At 62.4% G+C, this 15,201-nt stretch carries 10 protein-coding genes; 2 read left to right on the forward strand and 8 right to left on the reverse strand.

From position 1 onward, the window contains the following. Positions 1-95 precede the first annotated feature (95 nt). The 7 genes from WFM45_RS14615 to purL all read right to left on the reverse strand — a co-directional run bounded on the left by WFM45_RS14615 (position 96) and on the right by purL (position 11,767). Positions 96-1,019, reverse strand: a complete 924-nt coding sequence (locus WFM45_RS14615) for a LysR substrate-binding domain-containing protein (protein ID WP_015378793.1) — start codon at positions 1,017-1,019, stop codon at positions 96-98. A 217-nt stretch (positions 1,020-1,236) separates the two neighbouring features. Then, positions 1,237-1,575 (reverse strand): nitrogen regulatory protein P-II, encoded by a 339-nt coding sequence (gene glnB, locus WFM45_RS14620; RefSeq protein ID WP_004847623.1) that lies wholly within the window; start codon positions 1,573-1,575, stop codon positions 1,237-1,239. 11 nt (positions 1,576-1,586) lie between these two features. Next, positions 1,587-3,209 carry an NAD+ synthase gene (locus WFM45_RS14625; protein ID WP_033632314.1) on the reverse strand — a complete coding sequence of 541 codons (1,623 nt, stop codon included), beginning with the start codon at positions 3,207-3,209 and terminating at the stop codon, positions 1,587-1,589. 130 nt (positions 3,210-3,339) lie between these two features. Next, positions 3,340-4,680, reverse strand: coding sequence for a two-component system response regulator GlrR (gene glrR / locus WFM45_RS14630; RefSeq protein WP_004941361.1), 1,341 nt, complete (start codon positions 4,678-4,680; stop codon positions 3,340-3,342). Then, complete coding sequence (gene qseG / locus WFM45_RS14635) at positions 4,677-5,549, reverse strand: two-component system QseEF-associated lipoprotein QseG (RefSeq protein ID WP_277496970.1); 873 nt, start codon at positions 5,547-5,549, stop codon at positions 4,677-4,679. The genes glrR and qseG overlap by 4 nt, the downstream gene beginning before the upstream one ends. A 3-nt stretch (positions 5,550-5,552) precedes the next feature. Continuing rightward, positions 5,553-6,989 (reverse strand): sensor histidine kinase, encoded by a 1,437-nt coding sequence (locus WFM45_RS14640; protein WP_085337304.1) that lies wholly within the window; start codon positions 6,987-6,989, stop codon positions 5,553-5,555. Between the two features lie 887 nt (positions 6,990-7,876). Next, positions 7,877-11,767: a phosphoribosylformylglycinamidine synthase gene (purL, locus tag WFM45_RS14645; RefSeq protein ID WP_336956198.1), complete on the reverse strand. Its 3,891-nt coding sequence runs from the start codon at positions 11,765-11,767 to the stop codon at positions 7,877-7,879. A gap of 278 nt (positions 11,768-12,045) precedes the next feature. On the opposite strand from purL, the gene mltF reads away from it, so the two are divergent. Next, on the forward strand, positions 12,046-13,506 hold the full coding sequence (gene mltF, locus WFM45_RS14650; protein WP_085337302.1) for a membrane-bound lytic murein transglycosylase MltF: 1,461 nt from the start codon (positions 12,046-12,048) through the stop codon (positions 13,504-13,506). Here mltF and tadA read toward each other — a convergent pair whose 3' ends face one another. Continuing rightward, positions 13,507-14,013, reverse strand: a complete 507-nt coding sequence (gene tadA / locus WFM45_RS14655) for a tRNA adenosine(34) deaminase TadA (RefSeq protein WP_015378796.1) — start codon at positions 14,011-14,013, stop codon at positions 13,507-13,509. Between the two features lie 117 nt (positions 14,014-14,130). Between tadA and WFM45_RS14660 the strand changes: the two genes are divergently transcribed. After that, on the forward strand, positions 14,131-15,183 hold the full coding sequence (locus WFM45_RS14660) for a DUF2157 domain-containing protein (protein WP_135638523.1): 1,053 nt from the start codon (positions 14,131-14,133) through the stop codon (positions 15,181-15,183). Positions 15,184-15,201: the final 18 nt, after the last annotated feature.

The following is a 15,201-nucleotide window of genomic DNA, read 5'->3' on the forward strand; positions in this document are numbered from 1 at the left end:
CAAAAACGTTAACCAAATGTGAATAAGTTAGTTTTAATCAGCCTAAGCGAGCCTCTGGCGGGCAACAAATTCTAAATACTGAACGACGCGTTCGATTAAATCGAATGCTTAAGCCCGGCGGCATGTTTGCTGCCGTTCTCGCGCGCGATGGTGAGGAACGGCGTCACCAGCTCCGGCCGCGCGCTGCCGCGCCGCCACGCCAACCCGATATCCAGCGGCTCCAGCAGATCGTCCAGCTTGCGCGCCTCGATCATGTTGCCCTCGAGCGACCAGGCGCGGTACGCCATATCCGGCTGGATGGAGACTCCCATCCCCGCCGCCACCAGGCTGCGCACCGCCTCGGTCGAGGCGGTCTTCATGGCGATCTCCGGCTTCAGCCCGGCGCGCGCCCAGATGCGCCGCGCGTGCACGTCCATTTCATCGGCGTTGAGCTGGATCAGCGGCTGTTTGGCCACGTCCGCCAGGCTGATGCTCTCGTGCTCCAGCAGCGGGTGCAGCGGCGGCAGCCACAGGCGATACGGCGAGTGCATCAGCACCTCGGTCTGCAGCGCGTCGCGGTCCTCGATATTCGACAAGATCAGCACGCCGATGTCGATCTCGCCGCTGACCAGCAGATGCTCGATGTACGGGCGTTCGTCTTCAACCACCTGCACGGTGACGTTGGGATAAGCCGATTTAAAGCGCGTGAGCAGTTCCACCAGGAAGTAGCCGGCCACCAGGCTGGTGACACCGATGGTCAGCTTGCCGGTCAGGCTCTCGGTGCCGATCTGCAGGCTGCGCTTGGCGTTATCCACCGTCGCCAGGATCAGATACGACTGGCGCAAAAACTGGTGCCCCTGATGGGTCAGCGTCATGCCCTTGGCGTGGCGATCGAACAGCCGCACGCCGATCTCGGTTTCCAGCTGCTGGATAGCGAGCGTCAGCGAAGACTGGGAGACAAACACCGCCTGGGCGCCGGCGGAGATCGACCCGGTTTCCGCCACGGCGATGAAGTGGCGGATTTGGCGTAACGTCATCATGGGGGTGATTCCTCAAGCAAAAACATTGCGTTGAGTGTAGACGCCGGCCGTGAAGCGATCGGGAAAAGTGTCAAAAACGCGATAGCGTTCGCTTTTTTAGAATGCCCGCAGGCAAAAATGGGGGGAAACGGCGAGGCGAAGAAGTGTGATGTACGGGGAGCAGAAATGACAAGGGCGCAGCATGCTGCGCCCTGATGGCCGATGATCCTGCGGAGGATCAGATCGCTTCTTCGTCCTGCTCGCCGGTACGGATACGCACCACGCGCGCCACGTCGAAGACGAAGATTTTGCCGTCGCCGATCTTGCCGGTCTGCGCGGTTTGCATAATGGTTTCCACGCAGGTGTCGACGATGTCGTCGGCAACCACGATCTCGATCTTCACCTTAGGCAGAAAATCGACCATGTATTCGGCGCCGCGGTACAGCTCAGTGTGGCCCTTCTGGCGGCCGAAGCCTTTGACTTCGGTGACCGTCATGCCGGTGATGCCCACTTCGGCCAGCGCTTCGCGGACGTCATCCAGTTTGAACGGCTTGATAATCGCGTCGATCTTTTTCATCTTCTTTCCTTTTACCAATTTTTGCGGCCAAAACCGGATGTGATGGGGTAGCGGCGGTCTTTGCCGAAGTTACGGGCGGTGATGCGCGGCCCGACGGCGGCCTGACGCCGCTTGTATTCGTTGATGTCCACCAGGCGGATCACCTTGCGCACGATCGCTTCATCGAAGCCTTCGGCCACCAGATCGGCGACCGACTTGTCGCGCTCGACGTAACCTTCCAGGATCGCATCCAGGATATCGTACGGCGGCAGGCTGTCCTGATCGACCTGATCCGGCGCCAGCTCGGCGGACGGCGGACGATCGATCACCCGCTGCGGGATCACGTAGGAGACGGTGTTACGGTATTCAGACAGCTTGAACACCAGCGTTTTCGGCACGTCCTTCAGCACGTCGAAACCGCCGGCCATATCGCCGTACAGCGTGGCGTAACCCACCGCCATTTCGCTCTTGTTGCCGGTGGTCAGCACGATGCTGCGGCGTTTGTTGGACAGCGCCATCAGCACCACCCCGCGGCAACGCGCCTGCAGGTTCTCTTCGGTGGTGTCGCGCTCGGTGCCGGCGAACATCGGCGACAGCTGGCCCATAAAGGCGTCGAACATCGGTTCGATGGAGACAATATCGAACTCCACGCCGAGGATTTCCGCCTCTTCCTTGGCGTCGGCGATGCTGATATCCGCGGTGTAGCGGAATGGCATCATCAGCGCCTGCACCTTGTCTTTGCCCAACGCATCCACGGCGATCGCCAGCGTCAGCGCCGAGTCGATGCCGCCGGACAGCCCCAGCACCGCGCCTTTAAAGCCGTTTTTGGTCACGTAGTCGCGCACCGCCAGCACCAGCGCCTGGTACACCTGCGCCAGCTGCGGCAGTTCGGCGGCCGGATCGGCCATCGGCACCACATCCAGCTCGTTGAATTCCAGGCGGGTCACCTGCTCGTCGAAGGCCGCCAGACGGTGAGTCATGGTGCCGGCGGCGTCGAAGACCTTGGAGCAGCCGTCGAAGATCAGCTCATCCTGGCCGCCGACCTGGTTGAGGTACACCAGCGGCAGCTGAGTGCGCTGGCAGTGGCCGGCCATCAGCGTTTTGCGGATGTACGGTTTTTCGCGATTATACGGCGAGGCGTTGATCGACAGGATAATCTCCGCGCCGGCCGCCTTGGCGGCGTCGATCGGCTCAGGGAACCACAGATCTTCGCAGATCAGCAGCCCCAGACGGTAGCCTTTCAATTGCACCACGCAGGTGTCGTTGCCGGCGTGGAAATAGCGCTTCTCATCGAACACGCCGTAGTTCGGCAGCTGCTGCTTGAAGTAGCGGGTCAGCAGGCGGCCTTCGGCGAACAGCGACAGCGCGTTGTACAGCTTGTCGCCTTCGCGCCACGGGTGGCCGACCAGGATCGCCGTCTCGGCGGAAGCCTGCTGCAGGCGCAGCAGCTGCGCATCACAGCGCTCATAGAAATCATTGCGATACAGCAGATCTTCCGGCGGGTAGCCGGACAGCGCCAGTTCGCTGAACATGACCAGATCGGCTCCCGCCTTCTGCTGCTCCTGCACGATTTGCAACATGCGTTCGGTGTTGCCTTCAATGTCGCCGACCAGCAGGTTCAACTGGGCCAGGGCGATGGAAAGTGATCTGCTCATTTGTGTACGATCCCGCTTAATACGTTCCATGGTGCTCTACGCCGGGGCGCGCCGCGGCAAAGAGAACGGAGTGTAAATCATTCCGCCGGATTTGTTGAGAACCTGCGTGGCAGGCGCCGGCGGGAAACTGTCATTCTTTAAAATCGTTGGCGTCCAGCTCGTGGCGCGACAGCAATTTGTAAAACTCGGTGCGGTTGCGGCCCGCCATGCGCGCGGCCTGGGTCACATTGCCCTTGGTGATCTGCAGCAGCTTGCGCAGGTAATGCAACTCGAACTGGTTACGCGCTTCGGCAAAGGTCGGCAGCGCGGTATTTTCCCCTTCCAGCGCCTGCTCCACCAACGCTTCGCTGATCACCGGCGCCGAGGTCAGCGCCACGCACTGCTCGATGACGTTGACCAGCTGACGCACGTTGCCCGGCCAGCTGGCGGTCATCAGCCGCTTCATGGCGTCGGTCGAGAAGCTGCGCACGAACGGCTTGTGCCGCTGAGCCGCTTCGCGCAACAGGTGATTGGCCAGCAGCGGGATATCTTCGGCGCGCTCGTTGAGCGCCGGGATCTTCAGGTTCACCACGTTGAGGCGGTAGTAGAGATCCTCGCGGAACTCGTTCTTCGCCATCGCCTTTTGCAGATCGCGGTGGGTGGCGGAGATGATGCGTACGTCAATGTCCAGATCGCGATTGCTGCCGAGCGGCCGCACCTTGCGTTCCTGCAGCACGCGCAGCAGCTTCACCTGCAGCGACAGCGGCATATCGCCGATCTCGTCGAGGAACAGCGTGCCGCCCGCCGCCGCCTGGAACAGCCCTTCGCGGCTGCTGACCGCGCCGGTAAAGGCGCCCTTGGCGTGGCCGAACAGTTCGGACTCCAGCAGCTGCTCCGGCAGCGCGCCGCAGTTGATGGCGATGAACGCCTTGCTGGCGCGCGGGCTGGCCGCGTGGATCGCCTGCGCCACCACCTCTTTACCGGTGCCGCTCTGGCCGTTGATCAATACGCTGACGTCCGACTGCGCCACCATTTTCACCTGCTCCAGCAGGCGCAGCATCAACGGGCTGCGGGTGACGATGTCTTCCCGCCAGGCATCGTCGCCGGCCGGGCTGGCCGACAGCGCGAGCGCCTCGTCGATGGCCTTGTACAGCGCATCGCGATCCACCGGTTTGGTGAGAAAGCTGAACACTCCCTGCTGGGTGGCGGCCACCGCATCGGGAATCGAACCGTGCGCGGTGAGAATGATCACCGGCATGCCCGGCTGATGTTTTTGGATCTCGGCGAACAGCGCCATGCCGTCCATCTCATCCATGCGCAGATCGCTGATCACCAGATCGATCTGTTCGCGCGCCAGCAGGCGCAGCGCTTCCTGGCCGCTTTCGGCGGTGGTGACGTGAAAACCTTCGCTGGTCAGGCGCATGCCCAGCAGCTTCAGCAGGCTGGGATCGTCGTCAACCAATAACAGGTTGGCCGGTTTGCGTGCGGTCATTGCGCGTGGGACTCCTTATTGGCAGGGTGCGGCGTATAGGTGTCTTCCGGTTCAACCGGCAGCGCAGTGCCCTTTTCCGGTTCGTCCTGCGGCTCAGCCCCTTTCGCGGCCGCGCCGTTTTTACCGGCGGCTTCGCCCTTTTGCGAGCCTGTGCCGTTGTCCGGTATTTCCCCTTGCAGCTGCTTGCGCGATGAGAGCTGGCGCTCGATGTCGGTCAGGTTTTCCAGCTTGCGCGAGGTGTCCTGCAGCTGCGATTGCAAGCGCGCCTGGCTCTGGCGCAGCGAATCGATCTGGCTGTCGCTGCTTTCCTGCAGATGCTGATAACGCGCTTTCTCATCGAACAGCGTGATCTGCAGCATCTGCTGCTGGCGCCACAGCTGCGTCAGTGGACGCAGCGAACCGGGAAACTCCATCCGGTAGCTGCTGATCCTGTCGATCATCTGGCGGCGTTCGCCGGAGGTCGGCTGTGCGCTCCCCAGCAGAATGCTCTGTTTGAAAACGCCGGACCAGCTGTCGCCAGGCACCGTTTTCGCCAGCGCGCGCGCCTGGGTTGAGCCGATGCGATCGGCGCAGTCCATCGCACGCAGCCAGTAGAGCGCGTTATCCAGCGCGTCCTTGTCGTCCAACTGCCACAGGGTATCGCAGGCCGCGGTGCGGTAATCGATCACCTTGGTATCCGGGATCGCCTCTTGCTGCTGAGCGCTCAGGCCGCCGCTGACCGCGCGATCGACGCAGCCCGCCAGCAACAGCGGCATAAAGAAAACGGCGCCCAACCAGCTGATCGGGCGTTTGCCGAGCGGCGCTCTGTGCGTGGCACGCGGTGAACGTTCGGTCTGTGAAAGACGAAGGCGTTTAGACCATGTGTACATTATTTATTCATTCTCGGCGGTTAACGGCAGTTCAATGCGGAAGCAGACGTCTGCACCGGCGACCGTCGCCAGTTGCAGCTCACCGCGCATGCGACGGATACAGTCCTGAGCGATGCTCAACCCCAGTCCGCTTCCTTTTACCGCCCCTTTTCGCTGGTGACTACCCTGGAAAAAAGGCTCGAAAATCATGGCTCTTTCAGCCTCGGGGATCGGCGTGCCGGTATTGGCGACGTCGATTTGCACCCGTTGTCCAACCTGACGGCTGCGGATCCAAATGTTACCGGATTCCTTGCCGTAGTGCACCGCATTGGAGTAGAGATTATCCAGCACGCGCATTAATAGCGTAGGCTCTGCCCAGCAGATTTCCGCCTCCAGCGCGATTTCGGTGGAAATCATCTTCGCCCGCGCCGGCAAACTGTGCGCGGCGACCACCAAATCGACCATCTCGCGCAGCTCGACGTTCTCGTGTTCCGCCGGGCCGTCGGCCAGTTTGCGGTTGTAATCCAGCAGTTGTTCAATCAGCTGCTGCAGGTGGCGGCTGCTGTTGTCGAGGATCGCCACCACCTCTTGTTGATCGGAGGTCAGCGGCCCCGCCACTTCGTCGGCCAGCAGTTCGGTGCCTTCACGCATGCTGGCCAGCGGCGTTTTCAACTCGTGCGAGATATGGCGCAAGAACTCGTGGCGCTGCGACTCCAGCCACGCCAACCGTTCGCTCAGCCAGATGATGCGCTGCGCCAGCGAACGCAGCTCGCGCGGCCCTTTGAACGACGCGGTGCTGCCCAGCGCGCGCCCTTCCCCCAGGCGATTGATCATCCGTTCCACGGCCTTGACCGGCCCGATGATCATGCGGGTGAACAGCACCACCAGCAGCACGCTGACCAGGAACAACAGCAGCGCCTGCCAGCCGAAGAACTGACCGCGCTCGGCGATGGCCTGCTGCAGCTGCTGGCCGCGTGAAAACACCACCGCGCGCGTGGCCTGTACCATTTCGGCATTGGATCGCGAGAACGACTCGAGCAGGGCCGAGGCCTCTTGGTCCGGCCCGCTGTTATGGCATTTGATCGCCGCCAACTGGGTCAGCAACTGACGCAGCGTTTGGTAATAACGTTCGTCCGGCAGGATCGGCGCGTGGGCGTCCAGCATCTGCGAATACTGTTTGCGCTGGTTCTGGTACAGCTTCTGCAGCGTAGGATCGACCAGCACGCAGTACTGACGATAGCTGCGCTCCATCTCCAGCGCCACGCTGGTCATCGCCTCGCTGCGCCGCGCGTCCACCAGCGTGGTGCGGTTGATGTCCGCCGCCTGCGCGCTGAGGTGATCCAGGCTCTGGTAGGCTTGATAGGCCAGCACCAACAGCGGCAGCAGCACCAACAGGAAGGCCAGCAGCACCAATTGCCGCAGCGAACGGGGGAATAAACGCCATTTTTTCAACGAAATCATCTCATTCTCTCAGCTCTGTCACGATGCTAACTGACTCGCCGGAAAGAGAAAAGCCCGGCAGGGGAGAATCCTGAACGCGCAAGGAAAAAGCCGCGGGATCGGCGAAGCGCGCCCATAGGCCTGGCCTGCCGACGGCATGCGGCCCCGGTAACATCAACCGGCGCGAAAACGAGCGTGTGGGGATAGCGTCTGCGTTCGAGGGCATAGGCAACGAAACGGGCATAAGCGCAGCGTTGAGAATTGACATCGGGGCAAGAAACTTGCCCCAACGCAAGGAAAGTGTGGATGCCCTTAAACCTCGTCCCCAGGGTGATGTAGCGCAGCGGCTGGCATCGAACAGGACGAATAGCATCCGTAAGTATCCAGGATTGATGAACCCTTCATCACAGTTGGATACAGGCGGTGCCTCACTCCACGTGTCGCCCGATGCTTGATAAAGCCGCTTGCGCGGTCTGTTATCGGTTTGGTTGGACGATAGGCACCATTTCTTTGGCATCATTCGGAGGCTTATGAGGCGATTTGCCGTCTAATTACGGCGCCGTCATAAAAAGGTGAATGAGCAGCCGCCGAGAATAATGCACGTAGCGTGCCAGCTTTGCAACAAAAATCATAACGCAATGATTTTATTTAAAAATAAAATTACATCAGCAAATTCCCCCACCCATTACGCACTGATGAGCGATGAAAAAAACGCCGTGCTGTCGCCAAATGCAGACAACTAAAGTCAAACCTGCTTACCTACAATAAAATCAACAAGTTAAACGTCTCCATTTGGCGACAGGGAAAATAGCGCTTGTCGCAAAATGCAGACACTGCCGCCAGACGGCGAACGCCGGCCATAAAAAAGGGCGCAATTGCTTGCGCCCTCTGTACGGTGGTGACCGTTTTTAGCCCAGCTGCTTACGGGCGTTGCGGAACATACGCATCCACGGGCTGTCCTCGCCCCACTCTTCCGGGTGCCAGGAGTTGCTGACGGTGCGGAACACGCGCTCCGGGTGCGGCATCATCACCGTGGCGCGCCCGTTGGCGCTGGTCACGGCGGTGATGCCATTCGGCGAACCGTTCGGGTTAGCCGGGTAAGCTTCCGTCACCTGACCGGCGTTGTTGACGAAACGCAGCGCCACCAGACCATGGCTTTCCAGCGCCGCCAGATGCGCCGCATCGCGCACTTCGACGTGCCCTTCACCGTGGGAAACGGCGATCGGCATGCGCGAACCGGTCATGCCCTGCAGGAACAGCGACGGGCTGGCCGCCACTTCCACCAGGCTGAAGCGCGCCTCGAAGCGATCCGACAGGTTGCGCACGAAGCGCGGCCAGTGTTCGGCCCCCGGGATCAGCTCACGCAGGTTGGACATCATCTGGCAGCCGTTGCATACGCCCAGCGCCAGCGTCTGCGGACGGTGGAAGAACGCTTCAAACTCGTCGCGCACCCGCTCATTGAACAGGATAGACTTCGCCCAGCCTTCACCGGCGCCCAGGACGTCGCCGTAAGAGAAGCCGCCGCAGGCCACCAGCGTGTGGAAGTCCTGCAGATCGCGGCGCCCGGCCAGCAGATCGCTCATGTGCACGTCCACGGCGTCAAAGCCGGCGCGGTGGAACGCCGCCGCCATTTCAACGTGGGAGTTCACCCCCTGCTCGCGCAACACCGCCACTTTCGGGCGAGCGCCCTTGGCGATGTACGGCGCGGCGATGTCTTCCTCGGGTGCGAAGGTCAGCTTCACGTTCAGGCCGGGATCTTGTTCATCCTGCTTGGCCTGATGTTCCTGATCGGCGCACGCCGGGTTGTCGCGCAGGCGCTGCATCTGCCAGGTGGTTTCCGCCCACCAGGTGCGCAGCGTATTGCGGCTTTCGCTGTACAACGCCTTGCCATGTTGGTTGATGACGAAACGATCGCCGGCCTGCGCGCTGCCGATCTGATGCACGTTGTCGGTCAAACCGTGCTGCGCGAACGCCTGCTTCACCTCGTCGAGACGTTCGGCGCTCACCTGGATCACCGCGCCCAGCTCTTCGTTGAACAGCACCGCCAGCGCATCGTCGCCGAGGCCATCGAGGTTAACCTCTACGCCGCAGTGACCGGCGAAGGCCATCTCCGCCAGCGTCACCAGCAGGCCGCCGTCGGCGCGGTCGTGATAAGCCAGCAGCGCGCGATCGGCCACCAGCTGCTGCATGGCGTTGAAGAAGCCCGCCAGCTGCGCGACATCGCGCACATCGGCAGGTTTGTCGCCCAGTTGGCGATAAACCTGCGCCAGCGCGGTGGCGCCCAGCGCGTTATGGCCGTTGCCCAGGTCGATCAACAGCAGCGCGCTGTCGCCCTTATCGGTGCGCAATTGCGGCGTCACGGTGTGGCGCACGTCTTCCACGCGGGCGAAGGCGGTGATGACCAGCGACAGCGGCGAGGTCATTTCGCGCTGTTCGTCGCCTTCCTGCCAGCGGGTTTTCATCGACATGGAGTCTTTGCCCACCGGAATGGTGATGCCCAGCGCCGGGCACAGCTCTTCGCCCACCGCTTTCACCGCTTCGTACAGGCCGGCGTCTTCACCCGGGTGGCCGGCGGCGGCCATCCAGTTGGCGGACAGCTTCACGCGCTTCAGGCTGCCGATTTCCGTGGCAGCCAGGTTGGTCAGCGCTTCCCCGACCGCCAGGCGGCCGGAGGCGGCGAAGTCCAGCAGCGCCACCGGCGCGCGTTCGCCGATCGACATCGCCTCGCCGTAATAGCTGTCCAGGCTGGCGGTGGTGACCGCGCAGTCGGCCACCGGGATCTGCCACGGGCCGACCATTTGGTCACGCGCCACCATGCCGGTGACGGTGCGGTCGCCGATGGTGATCAGGAAGGTTTTCTCCGCGACGGCCGGCAGATGCAGCACGCGCTTCACCGCGTCGGCCAGCGTGATGTCCCCACGCTGCACCGCCTGGCCCTGCGCCTGCAGACGGGTGACGTCGCGGGTCATCTTCGGCGTTTTGCCGAGCAGCACGTCCAGCGGCATGTCGATCGGTTGGTTGTCGAAGTGGCGGTCGTTCAGCGTCAGGTGCTGCTCTTCGGTCGCTTCACCGATCACCGCATAAGGCGCGCGCTCGCGGCGGCAGATCTCGTCGAACTGCGCCATCTGCGCCGGGGCGATCGCCATCACGTAACGTTCCTGCGATTCGTTGCACCACACTTCCAGCGGGCTCATGCCCGGCTCGTCGTTGAGGATGTCGCGCAGCTCGAAGCGGCCGCCGCGGCCGCCGTCGCTCACCAGCTCCGGCATGGCGTTGGACAGGCCGCCGGCGCCGACGTCATGGATAAACAGGATCGGGTTCTGGTCGCCCAGCTGCCAGCAGCGGTCGATCACTTCCTGACAGCGGCGTTCCATTTCCGGGTTGTCGCGCTGCACCGAAGCGAAGTCCAGATCGGCATCGGACTGGCCGGACGCCATCGAGGACGCCGCGCCGCCGCCCAGGCCGATATTCATCGCCGGGCCGCCCAGCACCACCAGCTTGGCGCCGACGGTGATTTCCCCTTTCTGCACGTGATCGGCGCGGATGTTGCCGATGCCGCCCGCCAGCATGATCGGTTTGTGGTAGCCGCGCAGCTCGACGCCGTTATGGCTGTTGACGCGCTCTTCATAGGTGCGGAAGTAGCCCAGCAGCGCCGGGCGACCGAATTCGTTGTTGAACGCCGCGCCGCCCAGCGGGCCTTCGGTCATGATGTCCAGTGCGGTGACGATGCGTTCCGGTTTGCCGAAGTCCTGCTCCCACGGCTGTTCAAAGCCGGGAATGCGCAGGTTGGACACCGAGAAGCCCACCAGGCCGGCCTTCGGCTTGGCGCCGCGGCCGGTGGCGCCCTCGTCGCGGATCTCGCCGCCGGAGCCGGTCGCGGCGCCCGGCCACGGCGAAATCGCCGTCGGGTGGTTGTGAGTTTCCACCTTCATCAGGATGTGCGCGTCTTCCTGATGGTAATCGTACGTGCCGTTCTCCGGCGCGGCGAAGAAGCGGCCGACCTGCGAACCTTCCATCACGGCGGCGTTGTCTTTATACGCCGACAGCACGTAGTCCGGCGTCTGCTCGTAGGTATTCTTGATCATTTTGAACAGCGACTTGGGCTGCTGCTCGCCGTCGATGATCCAGTCGGCGTTGAAAATCTTGTGGCGGCAGTGCTCGGAGTTAGCCTGCGCGAACATATAAAGTTCGATATCCGTCGGGTTGCGCCCCAAACCGGTAAAGGCATTCAGCAGGTAGTCGATCTCATCCTGCGCCAGCGCCAGGCCGAGCCGAACGTTGGCCTGCTCCAGCGCGGCGCGCCCTGCGCCCAGCACGTCGACCGACTGATACGGCGCCGGCTGATGGTGCGCGAACAGCTGTTCGGCCTGTTGCAGCTCGCTGAAGACGGTTTCCATCATGCGGTCGTGCAGCAGCGCAGCGAGCTGCCGCCACTGGGCTTCCGTCAGTTCAGGCGCCTTGACGTAGAACGCCAGACCGCGCTCCAGCCGCAGCACCTGTTGCAGACCGCAGTTGTGGGCGATGTCGGTGGCTTTGGAAGACCAGGGAGAAATGGTGCCCGGACGCGGCGTAACCAGCAGCAGCCGGCCTTCAGGGGCGTGTTCGGCGAGAGAAGGACCGTACTTGAGCAGACGCTGAAGCTTGGCGTGTTCTTCGGCACTTAGCGGTGCGCTGACATCGGCAAAGTGGACGTACTCGGCGTAGATATCACTGACGGGCAGGTGAGCGTCCTGGCAGCGGGACAGCAGTTTGGTAATGCGAAAAGCCGATAAAGCGGGCGAACCACGCAGAATTTCCATAATCAAAGTTCTCTCGTCTTCGAAGCGAAGGATAAGACGCTTCATTGGGCGCAACAGGGGAAAACGCGCGTCATTATAGAGAATCCTCGGCGCCGACGAAACCGTTTGCGTAGGGATTATTGATAAAAGCGTGCCGCACCGTCGAATTGTCATAACGTGTCAATAAAGTTGCACACTGGCGTTTTGTTGCGCAAAATGCCCCCCGCACTGGTGATTTAACCATGAGAAAAGTCGCGGTTGTCGTCGCCGGCGTACCTGTGCCACCACTGGATAACTATTTGAAACGTCTTAAAATAAACTACATCCTCATCGGCGTTGTCACTCTGCTTCTGGCTCTCGCGCTGTGGCCCAACATCACCTGGCGCAGCGGCCAGGGCGGGCAACTCCAGGAGATCATTTCCCGCGGCGAGTTGCGTATCAGCACGCTGAATTCACCGCTGACCTATTTCAACACCAAGCAAGGGCCGGGTGGGCTCGACTACGAACTGGCCAAGCGCTTCGCCAACTACCTCGGGGTGAAGCTGGTGGTGATCCCCCATCAGAACATCAATGACCTGTTCGACGATCTGGACGACGACGACGCCGACCTGCTGGCGGCGGGCCTGATCTACAACCAGGAGCGCCTCAGCCGCGCGCGCACCGGCCCGGCCTACTACTCCGTTTCCCAACAGCTGGTGTACCGGCTGGGCACCCCGCGGCCGAAAAGCTTCGCCGACATCAAAGGCAAGCTGGCGGTCGCCTCCGGTTCCGCGCACGTCAGCACGCTAAAACAGCTCAAGCAGGATAAATACCCGGATCTCGCCTGGGAGTCCTCCAGCGATCTCACCTCCAAAGAGCTGCTGGAACGGGTGGCCGACGGCAAGCTGGATTACACCCTCGGCGATTCGGTGACCATCGCGCTGCTGCAGCGCATCCATCCGCAGCTGGCGGTGGCGTTCGACGTCACCGACGAAGAACCGGTCACCTGGTACCTGAAACGCGACGGCGACGACAGCCTGTACGCGGCGGTGCTGGACTTCTACAGCCAGATGGTGGACGACGGCACCCTGGCGCGGCTGGAAGAGAAATACCTCGGCCACGTCGGCAGCTTCGACTATGTGGACACCAAAACCTTCCTGTCGGCCATCGATTCGGTGCTGCCCAACTTCCGCCCGCTGTTCGAGAAGCACGCCAACGAGATCGACTGGAAGCTGCTGGCGGCCATCGCCTATCAGGAATCGCACTGGAATCCGCAGGCCACCTCTCCCACCGGCGTGCGCGGCCTGATGATGCTGACCCGCGCCACCGCCGACGGCCTGGGGGTCAATGACCGCCTCGATCCGGAAGAGAGCATTCAGGGCGGCGCCCTTTACCTGCAGCGGCTGATGGCCAAGGTGCCGGACAGCGTGCCGGAAGACGAACGCATCTGGTTCTCGCTGGCGGCCTACAACATGGGTTGGGGCCATATGCTGGACGCGCGCAAGCTGACCAAGACGCAAAAAGGCAACCCGGACAGCTGGGTCGACGTCAAGCAGCGCCTGCCGATGCTCAGCCAAAAGCGCTACTACCCGCAGCTGACCTATGGCTATGCGCGCGGGCGTGAAGCCTACAACTATGTAGAAAACATCCGCCGCTACCAGGTCAGCCTGGTGGGCTATCTGCAGGAAAAAGAGAGAAAGGCGGCGCAGGCGGCCGCCGAGCAGGAAGCGTTGGGGAAAGGCTATCCGACGGTGATGCCGGAACTGGCGCTCAACTACTGATTATTCCGGTTTATCCGCCGCCCGTTGCGCCAGCCTGAGCGCTTTTTTCTGTTCGCGGCGCAGGCGGAAGAAATTGCTCAGGGTGGCGGCGCATTCGTCCGCCAGCACGCCCGAGACGATCTCCACCTGATGGTTCATGCCCGGATGGCGCAGAATGTCCACCAGCGAGCCGGCCGCGCCGGTTTTCTCGTCGGCGGCGCCGTACACCAACCGGCGGATGCGGCTGTGCACCATCGCGCCGGCGCACATCACGCAGGGCTCCAGCGTGACGTACAGCGTGGCGTTCAGCAGGCGATAGTTTTGCAGCACCGCGCCGCCCTGGCGCAGCGCCATGATCTCGGCGTGTGCGGTAGGATCGTGGCGGCCGATCGGCCGGTTCCAGCCCTCACCGATGACCTGATTGTCCAGCACCAGCAGCGCCCCCACCGGCACCTCGCCCTCTTCCTGCGCGCGCAGGGCCAGCTGCAATGCCTGACGCATCCAGTACTCATCGTTATATTCAGTCATCGCATAATTCCTCGTGCGCTTTTGCGGCGGGCATTATACACACTAGCCCTCCTTTGTCGTAGCCGCCCGCCAATGGCTATACTGGCCGAATCGGCAGGTGATTCAGGGACAAGAAGCATGAAACTCAGTAAAAAGAACGCCGTCGTGGTGCGCAAGGCGCTGGACGGCTGGGTTGGGGAAGGCGCCATGACGCCCGAACAACGGCAGCAACTGCTGCAGCATGTGGACGTGCAACCTTTCGACTGGCGGCGGCTGGCGCGCTATGCGTTTCTCGCCGCGCTGGCCTCGCTGCTGATCGCCGTCACCAGCCTGTTCGCCGACAGCGAACTGCTTGCATGGCTGAGCGGACTGTTCCGCTTCGACGCGCCGGTGCGCATGGCGATCGCCGGCGTACTCGCAGCGCTGGCCTATGTCTGGGCGCTGCGCCGCCGCCAACGGCACCCGGAAAAACGTTACGGCAACGAGGCGGCATTGTTTGTCGCCGTGTTGCTCACCGCCTGCGCCTTATGGCAACTGGGAGCCTGGCTGGATAACGGCAGCGGCCGGGTTTCCGTACTGCTGCTGGTCGCCGCGCTGCTGTACGGCGCGATCGGCTGGCTCAGCCGCTCCGGGCTGGTGTGGTGGTTCGCCCTACTGTCGCTCGGCAATGCCTTCGGCGCCGAGACCGGCTACCTGTCCGGCTGGGGCGCCTACTGGCTCGGCATGAGCTACCCGATTCGCTTTATCGCCTTTGGCGCGGTGCTGATCGCCGCCGCATTGCTGCTGCGGCCGCTATTGGCGCAGCGCGGCCTGCAGCGGGTGTCGCTGGCGATGGGGTTGCTGTACCTGTTCATCGCCCTGTGGCTGCTGTCTATCTTCGGCAACTACGGCGATCTCGACAGCTGGTACCGCGCGCGCCAGATCGAGCTGTTCCACTGGAGCCTGCTGTTCGGGCTGGCCGCCCTCGCCGCCATCTGGCTGGGGCTGAAGCATGACGACGCCATGCTGCGCGGTTTCGGGCTGACCTTCCTCGGCATCAACCTGTATACCCGTTTGTTCGAGTTTTTCTGGGACAGCATGCCGAAGACGATTTTCTTCGCGCTGCTCGGGCTGAGCCTGTGGGCGTTGGGGCACTATGCAGAAAAGATTTGGCAGCTGGGGCGCAAGCCGCACGACGTGAGCGACGACTGATCGCGGTACCGATAAAAG

This window comes from Serratia sp. KG1D (assembly GCF_037150675.1).
Lineage (GTDB): Bacteria > Pseudomonadota > Gammaproteobacteria > Enterobacterales > Enterobacteriaceae > Serratia > Serratia nematodiphila.

Bases quoted from the DNA above. Each gene is read 5' to 3' on its own strand.
- glrR (WP_004941361.1), bottom strand. From the start codon at position 4,680: ATGACCGCACGCAAACCGGCCAACCTGTTATTGGTTGACGACGATCCC.
- glnB (WP_004847623.1), bottom strand. From the start codon at position 1,575: ATGAAAAAGATCGACGCGATTATCAAGCCGTTCAAACTGGATGACGTC.
- WFM45_RS14640 (WP_085337304.1), bottom strand. From the start codon at position 6,989: ATGATTTCGTTGAAAAAATGGCGTTTATTCCCCCGTTCGCTGCGGCAA.
- WFM45_RS14625 (WP_033632314.1), bottom strand. From the start codon at position 3,209: ATGAGCAGATCACTTTCCATCGCCCTGGCCCAGTTGAACCTGCTGGTC.
- qseG (WP_277496970.1), bottom strand. From the start codon at position 5,549: ATGTACACATGGTCTAAACGCCTTCGTCTTTCACAGACCGAACGTTCA.
- WFM45_RS14660 (WP_135638523.1), top strand. From the start codon at position 14,131: ATGAAACTCAGTAAAAAGAACGCCGTCGTGGTGCGCAAGGCGCTGGAC.
- purL (WP_336956198.1), bottom strand. From the start codon at position 11,767: ATGGAAATTCTGCGTGGTTCGCCCGCTTTATCGGCTTTTCGCATTACC.
- WFM45_RS14615 (WP_015378793.1), bottom strand. From the start codon at position 1,019: ATGATGACGTTACGCCAAATCCGCCACTTCATCGCCGTGGCGGAAACC.
- tadA (WP_015378796.1), bottom strand. From the start codon at position 14,013: ATGACTGAATATAACGATGAGTACTGGATGCGTCAGGCATTGCAGCTG.